This is a genomic window from Helicobacter pylori (assembly GCF_003637685.1).
GTDB classification, from domain to species: Bacteria; Campylobacterota; Campylobacteria; order Campylobacterales; family Helicobacteraceae; genus Helicobacter; species Helicobacter pylori_CJ.
The window spans coordinates 39,416-61,718 of record NZ_MVWW01000001.1 but is presented as its reverse complement, the minus strand read 5'-3'; the positions used below and the strand labels follow the sequence as shown (position 1 = coordinate 61,718).

At 39.0% G+C, this 22,303-nt stretch carries 20 protein-coding genes and 1 pseudogene; 15 read left to right on the top strand and 6 right to left on the bottom strand.

Translation table 11 applies throughout. The features are described from left to right. Positions 1–58 precede the first annotated feature (58 nt). From EAL44_RS00295 to EAL44_RS00255, 9 genes and pseudogenes are all read left to right on the top strand, one after another. Complete coding sequence (locus tag EAL44_RS00295; protein ID WP_000569296.1) at positions 59–328, top strand: NifU family protein; 270 nt, start codon at positions 59–61, stop codon at positions 326–328. Positions 329–339: 11 nt separating this feature from the next. Further along, the gene (locus EAL44_RS00290) at positions 340–951 is read left to right on the top strand and encodes a hypothetical protein (RefSeq protein ID WP_001168590.1); all 612 of its coding nucleotides are present in this window, start codon (positions 340–342) and stop codon (positions 949–951) included. A gap of 3 nt (positions 952–954) precedes the next feature. Then, complete coding sequence (locus EAL44_RS00285; protein WP_121073452.1) at positions 955–2,298, top strand: UDP-N-acetylmuramoyl-L-alanyl-D-glutamate--2,6-diaminopimelate ligase; 1,344 nt, start codon at positions 955–957, stop codon at positions 2,296–2,298. Positions 2,299–2,301: 3 nt separating this feature from the next. Then, on the top strand, positions 2,302–3,252 hold the full coding sequence (gene tal, locus EAL44_RS00280) for a transaldolase (RefSeq protein WP_121073448.1): 951 nt from the start codon (positions 2,302–2,304) through the stop codon (positions 3,250–3,252). A 54-nt stretch (positions 3,253–3,306) separates the two neighbouring features. Next, positions 3,307–3,843 (top strand): 50S ribosomal protein L25/general stress protein Ctc, encoded by a 537-nt coding sequence (locus EAL44_RS00275; protein ID WP_000889318.1) that lies wholly within the window; start codon positions 3,307–3,309, stop codon positions 3,841–3,843. A 9-nt stretch (positions 3,844–3,852) separates the two neighbouring features. Beyond that, entirely contained in the window at positions 3,853–4,413 is a 561-nt protein-coding gene (gene pth / locus EAL44_RS00270; RefSeq protein ID WP_121073445.1) for an aminoacyl-tRNA hydrolase, read from the top strand. 9 nt (positions 4,414–4,422) lie between these two features. Next, positions 4,423–5,490, top strand: coding sequence for an LptF/LptG family permease (locus tag EAL44_RS00265; protein WP_121073441.1), 1,068 nt, complete (start codon positions 4,423–4,425; stop codon positions 5,488–5,490). Between the two features lie 120 nt (positions 5,491–5,610). Beyond that, the gene (locus EAL44_RS00260; RefSeq protein ID WP_121073438.1) at positions 5,611–6,531 is read left to right on the top strand and encodes a phospholipase D-like domain-containing protein; all 921 of its coding nucleotides are present in this window, start codon (positions 5,611–5,613) and stop codon (positions 6,529–6,531) included. A 166-nt stretch (positions 6,532–6,697) separates the two neighbouring features. Then, positions 6,698–8,022: pseudogene (locus EAL44_RS00255) on the top strand (AlwI family type II restriction endonuclease). 57 nt (positions 8,023–8,079) lie between these two features. Here the strand turns inward: EAL44_RS00255 and EAL44_RS00250 are convergent. Beyond that, positions 8,080–9,243, bottom strand: coding sequence for an outer membrane protein (locus tag EAL44_RS00250; RefSeq protein ID WP_162970318.1), 1,164 nt, complete (start codon positions 9,241–9,243; stop codon positions 8,080–8,082). A gap of 181 nt (positions 9,244–9,424) precedes the next feature. Here EAL44_RS00250 and EAL44_RS00245 point away from each other — a divergent pair, with 181 nt between their 5' ends. Further along, positions 9,425–9,862, top strand: a complete 438-nt coding sequence (locus tag EAL44_RS00245; RefSeq protein ID WP_000338876.1) for a CopD family copper resistance protein — start codon at positions 9,425–9,427, stop codon at positions 9,860–9,862. Here the strand turns inward: EAL44_RS00245 and EAL44_RS00240 are convergent. Genes EAL44_RS00240 through gltS form a run of 4 tightly spaced genes read right to left on the bottom strand, consistent with a single transcriptional unit; the run spans position 9,859 to position 15,205 of the window. Continuing rightward, positions 9,859–12,225, bottom strand: coding sequence for a heavy metal translocating P-type ATPase (locus EAL44_RS00240; RefSeq protein ID WP_121073431.1), 2,367 nt, complete (start codon positions 12,223–12,225; stop codon positions 9,859–9,861). The genes EAL44_RS00245 and EAL44_RS00240 overlap by 4 nt on opposite strands. 24 nt (positions 12,226–12,249) lie before the next feature. Further along, on the bottom strand, positions 12,250–12,966 hold the full coding sequence (locus EAL44_RS00235) for a tRNA1(Val) (adenine(37)-N6)-methyltransferase (RefSeq protein WP_121073427.1): 717 nt from the start codon (positions 12,964–12,966) through the stop codon (positions 12,250–12,252). After that, positions 12,948–13,982, bottom strand: a complete 1,035-nt coding sequence (locus EAL44_RS00230; protein WP_121073423.1) for a dihydrofolate reductase family protein — start codon at positions 13,980–13,982, stop codon at positions 12,948–12,950. The genes EAL44_RS00235 and EAL44_RS00230 overlap by 19 nt, the downstream gene beginning before the upstream one ends. Beyond that, positions 13,979–15,205, bottom strand: coding sequence for a sodium/glutamate symporter (gene gltS / locus EAL44_RS00225; protein ID WP_121073419.1), 1,227 nt, complete (start codon positions 15,203–15,205; stop codon positions 13,979–13,981). Before gltS ends, EAL44_RS00230 begins: the two co-directional genes overlap by 4 nt. Positions 15,206–15,291: 86 nt before the next feature. On the opposite strand from gltS, the gene EAL44_RS00220 reads away from it, so the two are divergent. After that, entirely contained in the window at positions 15,292–16,491 is a 1,200-nt protein-coding gene (locus EAL44_RS00220) for a saccharopine dehydrogenase family protein (RefSeq protein WP_121073415.1), read from the top strand. A gap of 9 nt (positions 16,492–16,500) precedes the next feature. Here EAL44_RS00220 and ccoG read toward each other — a convergent pair whose 3' ends face one another. After that, positions 16,501–17,877, bottom strand: coding sequence for a cytochrome c oxidase accessory protein CcoG (ccoG, locus tag EAL44_RS00215; RefSeq protein ID WP_121073412.1), 1,377 nt, complete (start codon positions 17,875–17,877; stop codon positions 16,501–16,503). Between the two features lie 105 nt (positions 17,878–17,982). Here ccoG and plsY point away from each other — a divergent pair, with 105 nt between their 5' ends. From plsY to EAL44_RS00195, 4 genes are all read left to right on the top strand, one after another. Further along, on the top strand, positions 17,983–18,645 hold the full coding sequence (gene plsY / locus EAL44_RS00210; RefSeq protein ID WP_000446716.1) for a glycerol-3-phosphate 1-O-acyltransferase PlsY: 663 nt from the start codon (positions 17,983–17,985) through the stop codon (positions 18,643–18,645). Further along, complete coding sequence (locus tag EAL44_RS00205; RefSeq protein WP_121073409.1) at positions 18,642–18,995, top strand: dihydroneopterin aldolase; 354 nt, start codon at positions 18,642–18,644, stop codon at positions 18,993–18,995. Before plsY ends, EAL44_RS00205 begins: the two co-directional genes overlap by 4 nt. Beyond that, the gene (locus EAL44_RS00200; RefSeq protein WP_000802483.1) at positions 18,979–19,305 is read left to right on the top strand and encodes a hypothetical protein; all 327 of its coding nucleotides are present in this window, start codon (positions 18,979–18,981) and stop codon (positions 19,303–19,305) included. Before EAL44_RS00205 ends, EAL44_RS00200 begins: the two co-directional genes overlap by 17 nt. A 153-nt stretch (positions 19,306–19,458) precedes the next feature. Next, positions 19,459–22,098 carry a TonB-dependent receptor gene (locus EAL44_RS00195; protein WP_121073406.1) on the top strand — a complete coding sequence of 880 codons (2,640 nt, stop codon included), beginning with the start codon at positions 19,459–19,461 and terminating at the stop codon, positions 22,096–22,098. Positions 22,099–22,303 lie beyond the last annotated feature (205 nt).

Here is a 22,303-nt window from a genome sequence, read left to right as displayed (position 1 = left end):
ATAAAAATGGCTCATTATATGGTATCTTAAAGTAAAATTTCAAAGAGGGTTTTAAAAAATGATAGAATTTAGCGATGAAGATTTACAAAAACCGGTGCGTATTGTGATAGAAAAGATCCGCCCTTACTTGCTCAAAGATGGCGGTAATATTGAAGTGCTAGGGGTGAAAAGCATGAAAATTTATGTGGCTTTAGAGGGAGCGTGCAAGACTTGCTCTAGCAGTAAGATCACTTTAAAAAATGTCATTGAAAGACAGCTTAAAATGGACATTCACCCCAATTTAGAAGTGGTGTGCTTAGAAAACGCTAAGGAGTTTGATAAACTTTAAGGATTATAGGCATGCAAAAGTTTGATTATGAATTTAAAAAGCGAGCGTTGATTAAAGATGGCTTTTTAGCGTTCAAGCAAGCCCATTACGCTGAAGCGTTACGCCTTTTTTCTGAAGTTTTGTTTTTGGATAAAGACAACCAAAAAGCCAAAGTGGGGGCGTTATTAAGCGACATCGCTAAAGATTTCCCTAAAGAAGCTCATAGCTTTTATGAATTGTATCAAAGCTTGATCGCTATGCAAAAACGGAGTTTAAAAAACCAGGCTGAAGAGCAAATCATCAATTTGATCGCTTCTTTTGATGAGGGATTGAACCAAATGACTGAAAAGATTGATGCGCAAATTTCTCAAAAAGGCGAGGAGTTGAACGGCATTTTGTATGCGGATTTCAAACGCTTGAGCTTGGAGCGCGGTTTTAAGGAAGCGTTTGAAGATTTGATGTTCAGCTCTAGGGTGATTTTTGACAATAAAGAGGATTTTTATGAATTTTTGAAAGAATTGAACCATTATGGCTATTATGAATTAGCGATAAATTACATTGAAAACATGCATGAAGATTCTTTTATTTACGATAAATTTTTGCGTTCTCTTTTAGAAGACGCTCTCAAATCCAATAAGGCTTAAAGAATGAAGCTTAAAAAAACCCTGACTTATCGCAACCACACCTATTCTTTTTTAAGCGATAACACGAATGAAGTTTTAGAAAACCCTGAAGAAATTCTTTTTGTCAAAACGCCTTTAAATGAAAAATACTCTCCTTTAATTGCAGAAAAAAACCTGGCTATTTTAGATTCTAACGAGCTTAAAGACTACTTTGATTTTAAAATGAAAATTGTAGGGATTACTGGCACTAATGGTAAAACGACCACAGCGAGCTTGATGTATTCTTTGCTCTTAGATTTGAATAAAAAGACCGCTCTTTTAGGCACAAGAGGGTTTTTTATCAACGACACACAAATCAAAGAAAAGGGCTTGACCACGCCCACTCTTTTAGAGCTTTATAGCGATTTAGAAGAAGCGATTCGTTTGGGGTGTGAATACTTTATTATGGAAGTGAGCTCCCATGCGATTGTCCAAAAGCGCATCGCCGGGCTTGATTTTGCCCTTAAAATTCTCACTAATATCACAAGCGATCATTTAGATTTCCATCAAAATATAGAAAATTACAGAGATATTAAAAACAGCTTTTTTAAAGATGATGGCTTGAAAGTCATCAACAGAGATGAAACAAACGCCCTTTTTAACCCCATTAACGCGCACACTTACGCGCTGGATAAAAAAGCGCATTTAAACGTTCAAGCCTTTTCGCTCAACCCCTCCATTAGCGCGTCTTTATGCTACCAACAAAATTTAAGAGATCCCAATCTTAAAGAAATCGCCCTCATCCATTCCCCCCTTTTAGGGCGTTACAACCTTTATAATATCTTAGCGGGCGTTTTAGGGGTCAAATTACTCACTCAATTACCGCTAGAAGCGATCGCGCCGTTATTAGAAAACTTTTATGGGGTGAAAGGGCGTTTGGAAATTGTGCATTCTAAACCTTTAGTGGTTGTGGATTTTGCCCACACAACAGACGGCATGCAACAAGTTTTTGAAAGCTTTAAAAACCAAAAAATCACCGCTCTTTTTGGAGCAGGGGGCGATAGGGATAAAACCAAGCGCCCTAAAATGGGAGCGATAGCGAGTTGTTACGCGCATCAAATCATCTTAACTTCAGACAACCCTAGAAGCGAAAACGAAGAAGACATTATCAAGGACATTTTAAAAGGCATCAGCGATTCTTCTAAAGTCATTGTAGAAAAAGACCGAAAAAAAGCCATTTTAAACGCTTTAGAAAATTTAAAAGACGATGAGGTGTTATTGATTTTAGGCAAGGGCGATGAAAACTTTCAAATCTTTAAAGACAAAACGATTTTTTTTAGCGACCAGGAAGTCGTTAAAAATTATTATCTCAATTTAAAACAAGGATGAAACATGCAAGAATTCAGTTTGTGGTGCGATTTTATAGAAAGGGATTTTTTAGAAAACGATTTTTTAAAGCTCATCAATAAGGGGGCTATTTGCGGGGCGACGAGTAACCCTAGTTTGTTTTGCGAAGCGATCACAAAAAGCGCGTTTTATCAAGATGAAATCGCTAAACTCAAAGGCCAAAAAGCTAAAGAAATTTATGAAACTCTGGCGCTAAAGGATATTTTACAAGTCTCTAGCGCGTTAATGCCTTTATATGAAAAAGACCCTAACAACGGCTACATTAGCCTAGAAATTGACCCTTTTTTAGAAGATGATGCCATTAAAAGCATTGATGAAGCCAAGCGGTTATTCAAAACATTAAACCGCCCCAATGTGATGATTAAAGTCCCAGCGAGTGAGAGCGGTCTTGAAGTCATTAGCGCTTTGGCTAAAGACTCCATTCCTGTTAATGTAACTTTAGTTTTTTCGCCTAAAATTGCCGGTGAAATCGCTCAAATCTTAGCCAAAGAAGCGCAAAAAAGAGCGGTTATTAGCGTGTTTGTCTCACGATTTGACAAAGAAATAGACCCTTTAGTGGCTCAAAACTTGCAAGCTCAAAGCGGGATTATCAACGCTACCGAGTGTTATCACACAATCAGTCAGCATGCTAATACGCTAATAAGCACCCTTTTTGCATCCACCGGCGTTAAATCTCATTCTTTAGCTAAAGATTATTACATTAAAGCGCTGTGTTTTAAAAACTCTATCAACACAGCCCCATTAGAGGCTTTAAACGCTTATTTGCTTGACCCAAACACCGAGTATCAAACCCCTTTAAAAATTACAGAAATTGAAGCGTTCAAAAAAGAATTAAAAGCGCACAACATTGATTTAGAAAACACCGCTCAAAAACTCCTTAAAGAAGGCTTGATAGCGTTCAAACAATCCTTTGAAAAGCTTTTAAGCAGTTTTTGATTTTTAAGGGTTTTTTGGATAGAATAAGCCCTTATTTTATTTTAAAGGATTGACATGTTAGAAGGCGTTATTAGAGAGAGTATTACTAAAGCTAACGCTAAAGCTTTAAAAAAAGATGGCTATCTAATCGCAAACGTTTACGGGAAGGGTATTGAAAACGTGAATTGCGCGTTCAAATTAAACCCTTTCATTAAATACCTTAAGGAAAAAAAGCATTTGATTTTTCCGGTGAAATTAGGGGATAAGACTTTTGAAGTCGTGGTTCAAGAATACCAAAAAAACCCTGTTACTAACGAGCTTATCCATGTGGATTTACTCGCTGTTACTAAAGGCGTGAAGTCTAAGTTTAAAGTCCCTGTCAAACACCAAGGCACTCCGGTGGGCTTGAAAAATAAAGGGATTTTGATGCTCTCTAAAAAGCGTATCAGCGTGGAATGCGCTCCAGAGCATTTGCCCGATCACTATTTAGTGGATGTGGCCCCTTTAGACGTGAATGAGTCTATTTTGGTGCGCGATTTAGAAAAACACGAAAATGTGAAGATCTTAGATCATGATTCTATCGCTGTGATCGGTGTGATTAAAGCGAAGTGATTTCAGGCTATGACGCTTTTAGTAGGTTTAGGCAACCCTACTTTGCGTTACGCTCACACCAGACACAACGCTGGTTTTGATATTTTAGATTCGCTCGTTAGCGAGCTGGATCTTTCTTTCACTTTTTCTCCCAAACACAACGCTTGTTTATGCGTTTATAAGGATTTTATCTTACTCAAGCCCCAAACTTACATGAATTTAAGCGGCGAGAGCGTTTTGAGCGCTAAAAATTTTTACAAAATTAAAGAGCTTTTAATTGTCCATGACGACTTGGATTTACCTTTAGGCGTTGTGAGGTTTAAAAAGGGTGGGGGGAATGGAGGGCATAACGGCCTAAAATCCATTGATTTATTGTGTTCAAATTCTTATTACCGCTTGAGAGTGGGGATTTCTAAAGGGATTGGCGTGATTGAGCATGTGCTTTCAAAATTCCACAAAAACGAAGAGCCTTTAAAAAACACTGTGTTTGAACATGCCAAAAACGCCCTAAAATTTTTTATAGAAAGCCATGATTTTAACGCCATGCAAAATCGTTTCACGCTTAAAAAACCTTTAATCATAGAAAGTTAGGGGTTTAAAGTGCGTTTGTTTAGATTTGTGGGGTGGTATTATTTCAAATACTTTTTAATCGTGCTTTTAGCTTTGGAATTGTTTTTTGTAGGCATTGACAGCCTGAAATACGCCGATAAAATGCCCGATTCTGCGAACATGATCATTTTATTTTTCACCTATGATATTTTATTTGCGCTCAATTACACCTTGCCCATTTCCTTGCTTTTGGCGATGGTTTTATTTTACATCACCTTCATTAAATCCAACCAATACACCGCCCTGCTCTCCATTGGCTTTTCCAAATGCCAGATTTTAAGCCCTATTTTTTTGATTAGCTTGTTTTTCACGGCTGTTTATGTGGGGTTGAACGCCACTCCTTTTGTGTATATGGAAGAAAAAACGCAAAATTTAATCTATAAAGACAATTCTTTAAGCGTATCAGAGCATTTGTTAGTGAAATACAACGATGATTACGTGTATTTTGACAAGATTAATCCCTTATTGCAAAAAGCCCAAAACATCAAGGTTTTTCGCCTAAAAGATAAGACTTTAGAATCTTACGCTGAAGCTAAAGAAGCTTTTTTTGAAGACAAATATTGGATTTTGCATGACACTACTATCTATGAGATGCCCTTAAGTTTTGAACTGGGCGCGAACGCTTTAAACACCACGCGTTTAGAAACCTTTAAAACGCTCAAAAATTTCCGCCCTAAAGTTTTAGACACCATTTATCAAAACAAGCCTGCGGTTTCTATCACAGACGCTCTTTTTTCCTTGCATGCTCTAATGCGCCAAAACGCCGACACGAAAAAAGTGCGCTCGTTTTTGTATGTGTTTGCGATTTTGCCCTTTTTTGTGCCGTTTTTAAGCGTTTTAATCGCTTATTTTTCACCCAGTCTCGCCCGCTATGAAAACCTGGCTCTTTTAGGGCTAAAGTTTATCATTATCACGCTCGTTGTGTGGGGGCTATTCTTTGCTTTAGGGAAATTCAGCATTTCAGGGATACTCATTCCTGAAATAGGCGTGCTATCGCCCTTTTTCGTATTCTTAGCTCTCAGTCTTTGGTATTTTAGAAAGCTCAATAAGAGATTATAAGATTTATAAACTTATAGTCAAGATAACTCAAGCTCTCATTAGGGGGCTAAATTAAAAAACTTGCCATGCAACATTAACTTAAGACTTGTAAAATAGCCTAAAAAATTATTAAGGTTTTTGGTGAGTTCTGTTCAAATCCTATCTAATCTCAATTATCCTATTAGCAAAGTGATTAACGAAGGGCTAAGAAATTCTTTAGGCACTCATATTGCAGTTGCTTTTTTAAAATACAGTGGGGTTGAAGTTATTCAAGATGCCTTGATTAATTCTTTAGAAAAGGGGGCAGAATTTGAGATTATTGTAGGACTTGATTTTAAAACAACTGACTCAAAATCCATACGATTTTTGCTAGACTTAAATAAAACTTATAAAAAATTAAAATTTTACTGCTACGGCGACAAAGAAAATAACAAAACAGATATTGTATTCCACCCTAAAATTTATATGTTTGACAATGGAAAAGAAAAAACTTCCATTATAGGTAGCACTAATTTAACCAAAGGAGGGTTGGAGAATAATTTTGAAGTCAATACCATTTTTACAGAAAAGAAACCATTATATTACTCACAACTAAACGCTATCTACAATTCTATAAAATATGCAGATAGTCTGTTCACTCCTAATGAAGAGTATTTAGAAAGCTATGATGAAGTTTTTAGCGCCATTATTAAAAATGAACAAAAAGTCTCAAAAGATAAAAGCATTCAAGAAAAGATTAAAAAGATTGAAAAACAAGAAAAATTGCTTCCTGGAACTATCCCCTCTATCAAGGCAATGATAGTAGAATTTATTTTCGCTTGTGAGAAAAAAGGCGTTAAAGAAGTAGCATTACAAGATATTTATCAGGCATTAGAAGAGAGAATAAAAAAAGAAGAGTGGGGATACAAATACAAAAGCGATACTTTTAAAAATAGCATTAGGGGCGAACTCAACCACCATCAAAAAGATAGCCATTCAAAACAAGGTTTAGGACTCTTTGAGAGATTACAAAAAGGCTTTTATGCTCTAACACCAAAAGGGCGTTCGTATAAAGGACGCTAAAGGTATTTATTTCAGACAATCCAGCCTAGTCTAATTTAAACTCTTTGCAAAGCTATCTATCAATCAAAATAAAGAATTGAAAGAAAAATTTGACTCCAATGAATATGTCTTTAGCGATGAAGAATTAGAACGCATTATAGAAATATCCCCACAAAATCATAAAGAAATGGGCTTTGAACATGGATGGGAAAGTCGGTTTGACACTTGGTATAAGCTTATGTGTGAGTTTGGTTTTTGCTACTATGCAAAATATGAGAAATACTCATCAGCGATAGCGCTAAGATGCTTATTCTTGCTTATTACGATAAAGAAAACGATGCTTTTAAAGAAAGCGTTGATGAAAGCGTAGTTGGGGCTATATTTTTAAACGCTCTGTCTAAATATGAAGTAGGAAACCCTTACAAAAAGAATTTAAACCATAACAACCCTTTCAAACTATTGCTCTCGCTTTTAAAACGACTCAAAAATGCCCATCTAACCCCCCTATCTGTCAAAGAAATCCCTATTTTACTTTGTTGGAAAGACGATAACGCTAATGGGCTTTATGACTACATTATTCGTTTAAGACAAGAAATCGTTACTATCAATAAAACAGAATTCAGCTACTCAGATGAATTTATCTATGAAAAATGCCTAAAACTTTTAGAAAGTGTTAATAAAACACGATTTAAAATGAGCCAAATCACTAACGAAGCTATTGATGAATACATTAGAAAAATGCGTATTACAGGACTCATTTCATTGCGTGGTAATGGTAGGTTTATTGATATTAATACTAATGAAAATAATAAAATAGATTACATTTTACGAACTCATAAGGCTTTTAAAGGGGATTATTTAAACGACACTCAAGCTAACAAACTCGCCTTTTTTAACTACATGTCAATCGTGGATAACTTTCTTGTTAGTGTTACTCCAATCAGCGCTGGTGAGAGAGTTAAATCAAGCAAATTGAATGAACTAGCAACCACTTATACTAAAGATTTTATCAAGCAAGAATTACTCATTACTTATAACAAGCAAGAATCAAAAGATAGTTTTTTAAGACTCATTGACAAACCTTTACGCTTAGAATTTTTAAGCGCTATTTTCTTGAAACAACATTTTGAAAATTTAAGCGTGATACCCAATTATAAAAGCGATGATGAAGGCTTGCCCGTATACACAGCAAGCGGTAACAAACCTGATATTGTAGCTATGGACACAAAAGCCCAAAGTTATATAGAAGTGAGCTTGATTAGAGATAGAAGTCAAAGCGAAATGATACCTATTGCCAGACATTTAAAAGAATTGATTAAAAATAGCACTGATATTAGAGAAAAATTTAGTGTTTTTGTAGCTCCAAATATCCATGATGATGCCAAAGAATATGCAGAATTTGCCCATTTCAAAGACAATATTAACATACGCTGTTATGCTGTTAATGATTTTATCAAAAAAGTAGAAAACAGCACAGAGTTATTGCAACTCAATGACCATTTGAAAGCTTAAGCATCAAGCTTTCATCTCTAAGCCTTATCTAAGCCTTGCCTAAAAACCCTACCAAACTTAAAAAGTATAAACATAGCGCAAATACATAGAATACTGACGGCGTAAGGTCTGGGTCAAGCTGAAATTAGTTTCTGCTCCGGTGATAGTGGTCGGATTCCCATTCTCTAGCGGGCCTTGTTTTTTCGCTCTTATAGTAGTAGAGCCTTTAAAAAAGTGATTAGGGAGCGTGGGGATTTTGATACCAAACTCAATGCCATGGTGTTCAAAAATATTAGTTCTAACGCCCACATTCACTAAAAATTGGAAAATCGTGTGATTCACCTTAGCGTTTAATTTTCCTGTGGTATAGACGCTATTAGGGTTAATCCCCACACTACAACTCGCCGGCGTCGTGTCCCCACAAGTGATTGTGCCATCAGCGTTAGTCATGTAAGCGTCAGCGTCGGTATTGACGCCATAAACATACCCGTCCTTAAAATACCCCACACGATTGTTAGTCCAAGTGTTACCCGCAAAATTCACGCCCACAAAAAACCCGGCCGTGGCTTTAGGCTTATCTATAATGTTAAAAAGCATGTCTGTGCCAAAACCATAAGTATACATGTCCGCTTTTTGATCGCTCAAATAAAAGGGCGATATGGCGTTAGCGGCCCTAGAGTTAGAGAAATTGGTATGCCCATAATCAAAAAAGCCATAATAACGCAGCCCAAACCACCTTTTTTTACCCATAAAATGCTTATACCCTGTCATCACGCCTAGCCCATACATCGGCTGGTTACGGCCAGGAATGTCCTTATTGGTGCTAAGCATGGTGCGAGAAGTCCAATTGACCACGCAATTAGCTTTAGTATAGCCTGGCGTTCCTGGCGTCCCTGAAGCTGGCTGACAGCCACCGGTCTGCCCATCAGGGACTTTACCATCATCATTGGCTGAAACATCGCCAAAAGGCACTTGAAACAACTCGCCGTTTTTATAAGCGTTTGTCTTTTGATCAGCCCTACCCACTTCCAAGCTAATCCCCACAAACGCGCCATTCTTTTCATGGGCATTTAAGGGGTTTGTCAGCCATAACGAACTCAAAAGAGCGCCTAAAATTACCGAGCCTTTTTTAGAAATATCTAAAGATCGAGCTATCAAAACAGACTCCTTACGATTAAAATTTTTACAAACCATTTTGCAATCTTGCATTCTATTTTTCTTCTTTGTCATAAAATTGAGCATCACTCTCTAGGGTCTCCGCTTAAGTGTTACTTTTTTAATTATTTTATTATAGCTAATTGCAATCTTAAAAGTCAAACAAAAACCACCCCTAAAATTCCCATAATAGTAGGATACTTGACAATAAAACCCTTTTATAGTAGATTAAAAACTCTTTAATTTTCCCATGAATAAAGGATTTTAAATGGATGCGATTTATCCTTATGTGCTGGTTGTTCATTTATTGTGCGCCATTATTTTTATTGGCTACTTGTTTTTTGATGGGGTGATTTTCCCTAATGTGAAGAAAATGTTTGGCGAAGAGTTTGCCAATAAAGCGAATACAGGAATCACTCAAAGAGCGATCAAAATCATGCCCTTATGCGTTTTAGGGCTTGTTTTAACAGGGGGCATGATGCTTAGTCAATACATGGGGGGCGATAAAGGTTGGTGTGAAACCCCTTTTCAAAAAATACTCATGCTTAAAGTGATCTTAGCGTTAAGCATTTTTCTTTTGGTGCTTTTTTCTTTATCGTGTAAGTTTTTGGGTAAGAAAAACCCTATTGGTAAATATATCCACCCTATCGCTCTAACTTTTGGCTTTTTAATCGCCATTTTAGCCAAAACGATGTGGTTTGTTTAAGAGCGTTTCAACCTCAAAGAATTTAAGACCACTAAGAGAGAGCTACCACTCATGCTCAAACTCGCTATTAAAGGGTTGATGTATCCTAGCATAGCGACCGGGATTAAAATAGCGTTATAAATCAAGCTCAAAACAATGTTTTGCAACACCACTTGATAGACTTTTTGAGCGTTATGAAACGCTTTTTCTAACAAACTCAAATCCTCTTCTAAAAGCAAAATATCGCATGCGCTTTTACTCAAAGCGCTTTTTTCAAATCCTAAAGAAACGCTCGCTTGTTTTAAGGCTAGCGCGTCATTATTGCCATCGCCTACCATCGCGCACACGCCCTTATAAGAGCTGATGATTTGCGCCTTATCTTCAGGGGTCAAATGAGCATGATACTTAGAAATCCCTAATTTTTTCGCGCACTCTTTAACCGAGCTTTCATTATCCCCGCTTAAAATTTCTAATTCTAAGCCTTGATTTTGTAAGGCCTGAATGACTTCTTTAGCGTTAGCTTTCAAACGCTCTTCTAAAATGAATAACGCGCATAAGGTCTTGTTTTTCGCAAAGCCTACCATGATATTAGCGCTCTCTTTAGTCTTTATATTAACCCCCATAGCGTTTAAAAATTTCAAACTCCCCACTAACAGGGTTTCGTTTTGATAGCTCGCTTTTAAGCCATGAGCGAAAAACTCTATCTTTTCTAAATTAACTTCATCGCTATCTAGAGTTTTAAGAATCGCATTATGGGCTAAATGCTCCCTAGTTTTTAAAAGGCTCTTCAAAAGCCTTTCGTCAAATTCTTCGTAAATGATTTTTTCTTTTAAAAGGACTTCTTTTTGCGTGAGCGTGCCGGTTTTGTCTATAAAGATTTTTTTCACTTTAGCCAGAGTTTCTAAAAATAACGCTTCCTTAAACACGATCAAAGGGTCTTTAAACACCCCTATCACTAACGCAATGGGCGTAGCTAAAGCGAACGCGCAAGGGCAGCTGATGACTAACACGCTAATACACACCATTAAGGCTTTTTCAAAATTACCCCCCAAACCAAATTGCCATAATAAAAAGCTCACAAAGGCTAAAAACAACACCGCTTTAGAAAAAATATCCGCAATTTGATTCGCGCTGCTCTCAATTAAGGGCTTTTCTAAAAAACTCTTTTTTAAAGTTTCTAACAAACTAGAAAGGCGTGAGTTTTGAAAATTAGCGCTCACTTGATAGCTAAAAGGCACGCCCACGTTCACATAACCCCCTAAAATTGGATCATTAACCCCCAATTCCAAAGGCTTAAATTCCCCGCTAATCAAAGACGCATCCACGCTCGCGTTACTTAAAAGCACGCCATCTAGCGCGATTTTAGCCCCGCTTGGCACCCAAACAACAGAGCCTATCGCCACATCTTTAGGGTGTTTTTCTATCTGCTTGTCCTTTTCTACAATAATCACGCTATGGATTTCATGCGATTCTAGGGCCAAACATTTTTCATTCGCAAACAATCTGGCCTTTAATTCCAAAAACTTAGAGCCAAAAACAAGCGTTAAAATCGTGCTGCTCGCTTCAAAATAAGTCTCTTGGGACACCAACATGGCATAAAGAGAATAAACAAACGCCGATAACGCCCCAAAAGACACGCTCAAATCCATGCCCAAAACGCCATTTTTTAGCCCATAAAACGCCCCCTTAATAAAAAAACGCCCCACCACCACTAGCACCAACAAGCTTAAAAAGAGCGATACGAGATCCAAATTCCTTTGCATGAGTTTATCCATGCCACTACCATAACCCGCACCACCATAACTCGTGCTACCATAGCTTGCGTATTTGGCAATGGCGATAAACATCAAATTCATGGTGGCAAAAAACCCCACGCTTAAAGTGAGCAAGTAGGAGCGTTGCTCTTTTTGGACTTTTAGAGCGTAGTTTTTTGCGTTATAAATTTTAGCCCCATAGCCCAAACTCTCAATCTTTTGAATAATCTCTTTAGGGTTTAAGGACTTCTCAAACACGATTTGCAAGTGGTGGGTGGTGAAATTCACGCTCACTTTTTTAACCCCACTTAAACGCTCTAAAACCTTTTGATTGAGCCACAAGCAAGCGTTGCAATGCGTTTTTTCTAGCAAAAGATTGAGAATAAATTCGCCCTTATTGTTTTCTTCAAGGGCTTGTTCTAATTCTAAAATATTCATTGAATCTTGGGGCGTTACAGGGGCTAAAGTGGAATCGTTTAATTTGTCATAAAAGCTCTCTAAATTCAAATCCAATAATAACGCATACACCCTAGCGCACCCCGTGCAGCAAAAATACAATTCCTTATGATGGATCACCTCTTTAAAAAGCTCACTTTCTTTAAACTCCAACTGGCAATGCGAACATTTCATTTTTTAATCCTTAATTTAAGGGCGCTAATTGAGAAGCGCTTTGATAGAATAAGTGTTACAAATTTGATAGATGCTTAAAACTTCTTTGGTGTTGTCGCTTTGGTTTTTGGAATGGTGCGTGATTAAAGGGGGCAGAACTTTTAGAGCGCTTTTGGAATTGTTCCTGGCCGCTCCAAGCATCAAATGGGCGTTTTTGTCTTTAAAACTTTGGACAAACCTTAAAGCTTCTAGCGTGAGTTTAACGCTTTTTAAACCCTCTACCACCAAGCAAAGCGACAAGGCTTCATAGCAAAAAATAAAATACCCTTTAGGTTTCAGGCATTTTTTCACTTTAGCCGCTAAAGAAGCGAAGTCTAATTCGCTCTGATGCCTCGCATGCCCTTTAATTTGAGATTTAATAGATCCTAAAGCATAAAAAGGAGGGTTGCACACAATCGCATCATACAAAATCGGGGGGTTAAAATCTAAAAAATCGCCCTCAAACACTTGAGCGTTAGGGAATTTAAGGGCGTTTTTTTGGGAACAAAACGCCATTTTGCTATCCTTTTCCACTAAATGAACGCTCGCTAGCGGATTGTCTCTAGCGCAGAGCAAGCCTAGAACCCCACACCCTGAGCCTATGTCTAAAATCGCGCCGCCATTTTTGATAAAAGGGCGTGAAAAATCGTATAAAAAAAGCGAATCGCTATTGTAAGAATAAGCGTTTAAGGGCTGGTATAATCTTAAGAGTTTTCTATCCATAAAAGGGCTTCATTTTCTAAGGTTTGCGCATGCAACAACCGCCCCTTAAAAGGGGTTTTTAAAGCGAGCGTATTAAACGCTTCGCTAATCATAGACGCATGCGAATGCAAAAGCAATACATCAATTTTATCCCTCAAGCTCTCAAACAATCCCCACCCCCCTTCAATGAAATTAAACCCTTTCTCTAGGGGTAAATCTTTAGGGTTGTTGAAAGTATTAACCAAACGATTAGGCGCAGAAAAAACTTTTGAATGGGGATTAATTGAGCGCTTGGATAAAATAGCGATATTGGGGTTTTTATTGTGATAAAAGCTATCGCAAAAGCGAGCATCTAATAAGGGGTTATCCGTTCTTATGGTTTTCCCAGAAGTGATGAGAGTGTCGCATACCGCTCGCTGGTTGTGCGTGAAAATAACGCTTTTTTGCCCGGTGATCTTGCCATGGTAATAATCCCCATTCATCCTTAAAGCGAGTTTGAACAAATTGAAACGCCCCTTTTGTTCCATTGCCCTAAAAGGCAAGAGCAAGTCCTTAGCCTTGTTTTCTAAATTGCGGCAAATCATTGTTTCAATATGAGCCTTTTTTAGCCTTGCTAAACCCCCTTTTTTGGCTTCGTTTTCTTCTGCGGCAATGATCACTCTTTTAGGCTTTAAAACTTCTAACAATCCGCTGCATGCCGGGGTTTTGCCATAAGAATTGCATGGCTCTAGGGTGATTAAAAAAACGCAGTCTTTAAAAGCGTTATCGTGATGCGTTTTTAAAAAACCGCTTAAAATTTTAGGGTCTTCTAACTTTTCTAAATCGTTTTTTAAATGGGGGCGTAAAATCTTTAGCGCTGATTTGGCGGCTAAGACTTCTGCATGGGGGGTTTTGGCTTTTTTGTGGGTTTCTAAACTTAAGATCTCATGGTTTTTATCTAACACCATGCAAGCCACGCTCGGGTTTTCTAAGGCTAGGGTTTGATGCTCCCACGCTTTATCCAAGCAAATTTCTAATAAACTCTCATAAAGTCTCATGACGGGAAAAAAGGTAAGAGCAAAAAGCCTTTAATCGCTAAAGCGTTAATAATATCAACAAAAAACGCTCCCACTAAAGGCACGACGATAAACGCTACATGCGATGGCCCATAGTGGTTGGTGATGGTTTGCATATTCACCATAGCCGTTGGGGTCGCTCCAAGCCCAAAACCGCAATGCCCCGCGCACAACACCGCCGCATCATAATCCTTCCCGCATACCCTAAAGGTTACAAGCACCACATAAAGGATCATAACCGCCACTTGAACGCTCAAAATAACCGCTAACGGCACAGCGAGTTTTAACAATTCCAATAAATTCACGCTCATTAAAGCGTAGGCTAAAAACAGGCTCAAACTCACATTCCCTATGACTGAAACCTCTCTGTCAAACACGCTATGGATCTTAAAAAACGACAAAGCGTTTCTTAAAATAACCCCCACAAACAAGCACCACACAAAAGTCGGCAAGGTGAAGCTTTTAGGCATCAAGCGCGATAAAAAAGTCCCCACTAATAAAGCGATCGCAATCAAAGCTAAAGTTTCTACAAAACTGGATGCGGTGATTAGGCGCTGCTCTTTAGGGGTTTCAAAGCCTTTAGACACCACGCCCTCTAAAGTGTCTTTTTCTTTAGTGTCTTTAGGTTCTAGTTTGTATTTAGAAATCAAATATTTAGCGACAGGCCCTCCAATAATCCCCCCGCTCACCAAGCCAAAAGTCGCGCACGCCATGCCCACTTCCAAGCTAGAGCTAAAATTATAAGGTGGTTGGGTGAAAAAATTAGCCCATGCCGCGCTAGTGCCATGCCCACCCACTAAAGCGATAGATCCTCCTAAAAGCCCCATTAAAGGATTGACCCCTAAAAGGCTGGCGATAGAAATCCCCACTGCATTTTGGCACACCACAAACCCCGCCACAGCCAGCAAAAAAACCGCAAGCATTTTCCCGCCTTTTTGTAAAGATTTGAAATCCGCGCTCAAACCAATGGTGATGAAGAAAGTCAGCATTAAAGGGTCTTTTAAAGAAGAATCAAACTGCAAGCCAAAATTGTAAAACTGACGCGCTAACATGATAAAAAAAGCGACTAAAACCCCGCCCACAACAGGCTCTGGAATATCATAATCGCGCAAAAACTTGACTTTAGAAATCACATAACGCCCCAAAAGTAGCACTAAAACCATGCACACCAAAGTGGCATAAATATCCAACTTAATTTCTTGCAAGCCTGCATCCTTATTAATCAAATTTATCTTATTATAATATAATACCCCCCCTAAAAGAACGAGATTAGTTAGAAAGTAGGTGTTCCTTGCATACAGTATTACAAATTGGAGCTGGTGGCGTAGGCAGTGTAGTAGCGCACAAAATGGGCATGAACAGGGATGTGTTTAAAAATATCATTTTAGCGAGCAGGAGCTTAGACAAATGCTATGCGATTAAAGAAAGCATGCTCAAAAAGGGTTTGGGGGAAATTAGCGTTGAGCAAGTGGATGCCGATGATACGCAAGCCTTAGTCGCTTTAATCCAAAAACACAAGCCTAAAGTCGTTGTTAATGTGGCTTTACCCTATCAAGATTTAACGATCATGCAAGCATGTTTAGAAACTAAAACGCATTACATTGATACCGCCAATTACGAACACCCGGATTTAGCGAAGTTTGAATACAAAGAGCAATGGGCGTTTGATAGGGCCTATAGAGAAGCAAAGATTTTAGGGATTTTAGGGGCTGGGTTTGATCCGGGCGTTACTAACGCTTATGTCGCTCACGCTCAAAAACACCATTTTGACACTATCCACACTTTAGATATTTTAGACTGCAACGCTGGGGATCACAAACGCCCTTTTGCTACGAATTTTAACCCTGAAATCAATTTGAGAGAAGTCAGCTCTAAAGGGCGTTATTATGAAAACGGCAAATGGATTGAAACAAAGCCTTTAGAAATCAAGCAGGTGTGGGCTTACCCGCAGATTGGCGAAATGGATTCGTATCTTTTATACCATGAAGAATTGGAATCGTTAGTCAAAAACATTAAAGGCTTGAGGAGGGCGAGGTTTTTTATGACTTTCTCTCAAAATTATTTAACCCACATGAAATGCTTAGAAAATGTCGGTATGCTAGGCATTAAAGAAATAGAGCATCAAGGCGTAAAAATCGTGCCGATACAATTTTTAAAAACCTTGCTTCCTGATCCAGCGACTCTAGCTAAAGACACCACCGGCAAAACCAACATCGGGTGCTATATGACCGGCATTAAAAACAACCAAGACAAAACGCTCTACATTTACAACGTGTGCGATCATAAAAAATGCTATGAAGAAGTGGGTTCGCAAGCCATAAGCTACACCACCGGCGTGCCGGCGATGTGCGCGGCTAAAATGATTTGTAATGACACTTGGAGCGCGGATCATTTTAGGGCTGGGGTGTTTAACATAGAAGAATTAAACACCGATCCCTTTATGGAAGAATTGATCAAACAAGGCTTGCCTTATGAAGTGATTGAGCGCTAGTTTTAGGCTTCAATCTTCACTAGGCGCGATAAACACCGATTCTCTCTCTACCATAATATTCTTATCGTCTGCACTATAAGCTTGTATTGTAATAGGGATTAAAGCGTCTTTAGCGCTCTTGTATTCTGTGGCGTTACTTTTTAGGGGTTTTCTTAAAATCACTACCGCTTTGATCTTTTGCCCAGCTTTAATGGCGATAGGGTTTAAAGGCTTTTTGATGTGGATGTCTTTTTGCCCTAAGATTTTGAAATAAAACTCATGGTCTTTATTGTCCGTGTTGTGGAATAAAAACACGTAATCGTTATCCACATACCCACTAGAACGCAATTCATACAGATCGCTGTTGCGGTTAATGTCTAAGAGCATGCGTTCTTTTTTAAACGAAGTGATGGCTAAAAGAGCTATCACAACAGCGATAACCCCCATGTAAGCGATCGTTTTTAAACGCACTAGGCGCACTTTTTGGCGTGTGTTAATGGCGTTAGTTGAAGACCATTGGATGAGTGAAGGGCGGTTGAACTTAGCCATGGTAATCGTGCATGCATCCACGCATTCTAAGCAATTGATGCATTCTAATTGCAAACCCTTCCTGATGTCAATATGCGTGGGGCAAACCTGCACGCAATGCAAACAATTCACGCATTCGTTTTCCGCGCTGCGTTTTTTGGGGGGTAAGGGAAAAAGATGGCCTTGCTTGTCATAAAGCGCTCCGCCGCGCTTTTCATCATAAATGGGGTTTAAGGTGTCATTGTCATACAACACCGATTGCACCCTAGCGTAAGGGCATAAATAAATGCAAAAACGCTCCGCAACCACCACTATATCAAAAAGCACCACTAAGGTGCTAAAAAGCCAAAAACCCATAGCAATAGGGTGATCGCTAGGGTTTTTAAGATACGAAAAAAAATCTTCAGGGGCAATGAAATAAAAGAAAAACAACATCATTAGCCCCGCCACAACAGGAGCGAACAACAAAACGCTCAATGCTTTACGGATCTTATAGCTTGGGGTGTTTTTAGGGCTTTCTTGCTTGTTGCTGATCTTTTTATGGAGTTTGAAAATCTTGGTTTCAATCACATCTCTATAAAGCACTCTTAAAAAGGTTTGCGGGCAAGCCCAACCGCACCACACACGCCCAAGGCTAGTGGTGATGAAAAAAATCCCTATAAAAAGCAAAATAACCATAAAAGGCATGACTTGCAATTCTTCAGCGCTAAAGATCTTGCCTAAAAAATGCAGTTGCTTATGCTCAAAGGAGATCAAAAACAAATGCGCCCCATCAATGCGAATAAATGGCGTGATTAATAACGCTAAAGAAATCAATAAAAACCCTATATAACGCTTCAAGCGAAACGATTTTAAAAAATGGCTAGAAGTTTCAAGCATTCTCAATATCCTAAAATTTTTAAGCCACTATACCCTAACAACTTAACGCTTTCACTTAAAAAGCAACATGTTATAATGATCGCTATTTTATTTGAAAGGGTATTTATGGAAAGCGTTTTAAATTTCCTAACCAATATCAATGTGATTTTCACCCTTTTGGGCTATTTGATTGGGGGGATTCCTTTTGGCTATGCGTTAATGAAAATCTTTTACGGCATGGATATTACTAAAATCGGATCGGGGGGTATTGGCGCGACAAATGTCTTGCGCGCTTTACAAAGTAAGGGCGTGAGTAACGCTAAACAAATGGCTTTATTAGTCTTAATCTTGGATCTATTCAAAGGCATGTTCGCGGTTTTTTTAAGCAAATTGTTTGGGTTGGATTATAGTTTGCAATGGATGGTCGCTATCGCTAGCATTTTAGGGCATTGTTATTCGCCTTTTTTGAATTTCAATGGAGGCAAGGGCGTTTCTACGATCATGGGCTCTGTGGTGTTGCTCATTCCTATTGAAAGCCTCATCGGTTTAACGGTGTGGTTTTTTGTGGGTAAGGTGCTTAAAATCTCTTCACTCGCTAGCATTCTAGGGGTAGGCACAGCGACTGTTCTTATCTTTTTTGTGCCTTATATGCATATCCCAGATAGCGTCAATATCCTTAAAGAAGTCGGCACGCAAACACCGATGGTATTAATCTTTATTTTTACCCTTATCAAGCATGCGGGCAATATTTTTAATTTATTAGCCGGTAAGGAAAAGAAAGTCTTATGAAAACTAAACAAGGCGTTCATGTCCATAACTTCGTGTTTGAAACGATTTTAGGGATTTTAGAATTTGAACGCTTAAAACCCCAAAAAATAAGCGTGGATTTGGATCTTTTCTACACGGAATTACCCAATAAGGCTTATTTAGACTACATGGAAATCCAAGAGCTTATTCAAAAGATGATGCAAGAAAAACAATATCTTCTCATTGAAGACGCCCTAAAAGATCTAAGCCATGTTTTAAAAACGCACTATAGTGAAATCTCTGAGCTTTATTTGAAAATCAGCAAGTTAGAAATTTCTCCCAATTCTCAAGTGGGAGCGAGCGTGAAAATTTACTATGAAACCGATCTTTAGCCTCTTTTTCCTCCTTATGGTTTTAAAAGCGCACCCCATAAACCCTTTACTAGAGCCGCTATATTTCCCCAGTTACGCGCAATTTTTAAATTTAGAACCTCATTTTGTCATTAAAAAAAAGCGCGCTTATAGACCTTTTCAATGGGGGAATACCATTATCATCAAACGCCATGATTTAGAAGAACGCCAGAGCAACCAACCAAGCGATATTTTCCGCCAAAACGCTGAAATCAATGTGTCTTCTCAAACTTTTTTAAGAGGGATCAGTAGCGCTTCTTCACGAATAGTGATCGATTCAACCGCTCAATAAAATGCTAAAACTTTTTTTAATCACATTTTTCTTGGTATTTTCTTAATCCTAAAACAAATTTAAGGTATTATTAAATAGAATAATGTAATAATAACCTTAGGTTCAAAACTTGACTGAATTTTTAGAAAAAAGTAAATAAAAAGGCTAAAAGAAATGCTTAGAAATCAATTTCGTATCGTGTTTGTCTCTTGTATTGTCGCTAGCAGTTTGCAAGCTCAAGAAAATACCCACACTTTGGGTAAGGTAACCACTAAGGGTGAAAGGACTTTTGAATACAACAATAAAATGTATATTGACAGAAAAGAGCTCCAACAACGCCAAAGCAACCAAATCCGTGATATTTTTAGGACTAGAGCGGATGTGAATGTGGCCAGTGGGGGCTTGATGGCGCAAAAAATCTATGTTAGGGGGATTGAGAGCCGTCTTTTAAGGGTAACAATAGATGGTGTCGCCCAAAATGGTAATATTTTCCACCATGACGCTAACACCGTAATCGATCCTAATATGATTAAAGAAGTGGAAGTGATTAAGGGAGCGGCGAACGCTTCAGCAGGCCCTGGTGCGGTGGCGGGTAAATTGTCTTTCACCACGATTGACGCTAACGATTTTTTAAGGAAGAATCAAACTTATGGGGCTAAAGCGGAAGCGGCCTTTTACACCAACTTTGGGTATCGCATGAACGCTACTGCAGCCTATCGGGGGAAGAATTGGGATATTCTAGCCTATTACAACCATCAAAATATTTTTTACTACAGAGATGGGAACAACGCTTTTAGGAATCTCTTCCACCCTAATTATGATTTACAAGATCCAAGCAATAGCGAAATGAGCGTAGGAACTCCCAGTGAAACCAATAGCGTTTTGGCTAAAATTAATGGCTATATCAACGAAACCGATAGCATTAGCGTGAGCTACAATCTCACACGAGACAATTCTACAAGGCTTTTACGCCCTAACACCACTTCAGCTCTCTCTAAAGCTAACGACCCAGGAAGCCAGCCAGCCCCCTTTGTGATTGACTTTGGGAAAGAATTAGCCCATACCATCAACTTCAACCACAATTTGAGCCTGAAATACAAGCATGAAGGCGGCCCTAATTTTAACCAACCGCGCGTTGAATCCACCGCCTTTTTAGGGGTAAGGGGGGGGAATTATAACCCTGTGGTGAATCCTTTCGCTTACAATTCTAACGAGCCAGCCAACCCGGATTACATCCCTGAAGTGAAAGAGTGGTGTAACAACCCGGATAATATCAGCCAATGCACGCAAGGGGCTATCAGGCCTTCTAATGGAGGCTATCAAATAGGCTATGGTGCGCCTAATTCTATTAACTGGCAGGGATCTAACGATTCTAGTGGGGGGGGGCAAGCAGGGTATGGGCAGCTTAGCGCTACCATGCTTTCTGCAAGCGCGAACGTTTATCATGGGCTTGTCCCTAAAAATCCTGATTATGACATGACCCCCCCTAACGCTCAAAACCCTAGTGCAAACGATTGGACTTTAGGGAATGCGGACGCTGAGGGGACTTTAGCCAGAAGGATTTTCTTAATCAACTCAGGCGTTAATTTTAAAGTAACCCACCCCATTAGCGAAGATTACGGGAATGTGTTTGAATACGGCATGATTTATCAAAACCTGAGCGTTTTCTCTGGATTGGATAAAGGCAAAAACGGCTATTATAAAAACAACATTGACCCTAACGACCCTAACGGGCCGGGCTTGCCTTACCGCCATTACTACACCGATCAAAGCTCTCAATACCCTCAAAATCTCAACACCCCTAACCCGCTCTATCGTAACATGCCCCAAAATTCGCATGCGATCGGGAATATCATCGGAGGGTTTATGCAAGCGAACTACAATATTTTAAGCAATGTGATCGTGGGCGCGGGAACTCGTTATGATATTTACACCTTGCTGGATAAAAACGGCCGCACGCATGTAACTTCTGGCTTTTCGCCTTCTGCGACCGTGCTTTATAACCCCATTGAAAGCATTGGCTTGAAAGTGAGTTATGCGTATGTAACTAAGGGGGCTTTGCCTGGCGATGGCGTTTTAATGCGTGATCCCACGGTGATTTATCAAAGGAATTTGCGCCCTGCGATCGGTCAAAATGTGGAATTTAATGTGGATTACAACAGCAAGTATTTCAATGTGCGTGGGGCAGCTTTCTATCAAGTCATCAATAACTTCATCAACAGCTACGGGCAAGACACTTCTAAAAATGGTGGGGGTAACGCGACCGCAAAAAACATGTCAGGGAATTTACCCGAAACCATTAATATCTATGGTTATGAAGTTTCAGGGAATGTGCAATATAAAAATTTCGTAGGGACTTTCTCAGTGGCTCGCTCTTGGCCAACGGCTAGGGGGCATTTATTAGCGGACACTTACGCTTTAGCCGCCACGACTGGGAATGTGTTTATCTTAAAAGCCGATTATAATGTTCGCAGGTGGGGGCTTACTTTAACTTGGCTCTCGCGCTTTGTAACCAACATGTTCTATGAAGGCTATTCTATTTACTACCCTCAATACGGCTTGATCAAAATCCATAAACCCGGGTATGGCGTGCATAATATTTTTATCAACTGGACTCCGCCTTCTAAAAGATGGCAGGGTTTAAGGATTTCAGCCGTGTTTAACAATATCTTAAACAAGCAATATGTGGATCAAACTTCTGTGTTTCAAGCGAGCGCGGACGCTCCAGCGAGCGATATGATCCCTAAAGGTAAGCGCATGGCGCTCCCGGCTCCTGGATTTAACGCGCGTTTTGAGGTATCCTATCAATTCTAAAATGAAAGAAATCTTAGGATTTCTTTTTGAATTTTGAACATGGAAACAAGCATGAAAAAGCCTTATAGAAACCGCCAAACTCTATGGAAAAAGTTCCGCTCGCTCAATAAACTCATTAAAATGCTCTTAAAGATTTTAAAAAAGTAGTTTTATCAAAAATTTAGCGGGTTTAGTTTAAAATAACGCTTATTTTAACTCTCAAAAA

What these genes read in the sequence shown, in the direction of transcription:
- EAL44_RS00295 (WP_000569296.1), top strand. Translation starts at nt 59, where the DNA reads ATGATAGAATTTAGCGATGAAGATTTACAAAAACCGGTGCGTATTGTG.
- EAL44_RS00290 (WP_001168590.1), top strand. Translation starts at nt 340, where the DNA reads ATGCAAAAGTTTGATTATGAATTTAAAAAGCGAGCGTTGATTAAAGAT.
- EAL44_RS00285 (WP_121073452.1), top strand. Translation starts at nt 955, where the DNA reads ATGAAGCTTAAAAAAACCCTGACTTATCGCAACCACACCTATTCTTTT.
- tal (WP_121073448.1), top strand. Translation starts at nt 2,302, where the DNA reads ATGCAAGAATTCAGTTTGTGGTGCGATTTTATAGAAAGGGATTTTTTA.
- EAL44_RS00275 (WP_000889318.1), top strand. Translation starts at nt 3,307, where the DNA reads ATGTTAGAAGGCGTTATTAGAGAGAGTATTACTAAAGCTAACGCTAAA.
- pth (WP_121073445.1), top strand. Translation starts at nt 3,853, where the DNA reads ATGACGCTTTTAGTAGGTTTAGGCAACCCTACTTTGCGTTACGCTCAC.
- EAL44_RS00250 (WP_162970318.1), bottom strand. Translation starts at nt 9,243, where the DNA reads ATGCTCAATTTTATGACAAAGAAGAAAAATAGAATGCAAGATTGCAAA.
- EAL44_RS00245 (WP_000338876.1), top strand. Translation starts at nt 9,425, where the DNA reads ATGGATGCGATTTATCCTTATGTGCTGGTTGTTCATTTATTGTGCGCC.
- EAL44_RS00240 (WP_121073431.1), bottom strand. Translation starts at nt 12,225, where the DNA reads ATGAAATGTTCGCATTGCCAGTTGGAGTTTAAAGAAAGTGAGCTTTTT.
- EAL44_RS00235 (WP_121073427.1), bottom strand. Translation starts at nt 12,966, where the DNA reads ATGGATAGAAAACTCTTAAGATTATACCAGCCCTTAAACGCTTATTCT.
- EAL44_RS00230 (WP_121073423.1), bottom strand. Translation starts at nt 13,982, where the DNA reads ATGAGACTTTATGAGAGTTTATTAGAAATTTGCTTGGATAAAGCGTGG.
- ccoG (WP_121073412.1), bottom strand. Translation starts at nt 17,877, where the DNA reads ATGCTTGAAACTTCTAGCCATTTTTTAAAATCGTTTCGCTTGAAGCGT.
- plsY (WP_000446716.1), top strand. Translation starts at nt 17,983, where the DNA reads ATGGAAAGCGTTTTAAATTTCCTAACCAATATCAATGTGATTTTCACC.
- EAL44_RS00205 (WP_121073409.1), top strand. Translation starts at nt 18,642, where the DNA reads ATGAAAACTAAACAAGGCGTTCATGTCCATAACTTCGTGTTTGAAACG.
- EAL44_RS00200 (WP_000802483.1), top strand. Translation starts at nt 18,979, where the DNA reads ATGAAACCGATCTTTAGCCTCTTTTTCCTCCTTATGGTTTTAAAAGCG.
- EAL44_RS00195 (WP_121073406.1), top strand. Translation starts at nt 19,459, where the DNA reads ATGCTTAGAAATCAATTTCGTATCGTGTTTGTCTCTTGTATTGTCGCT.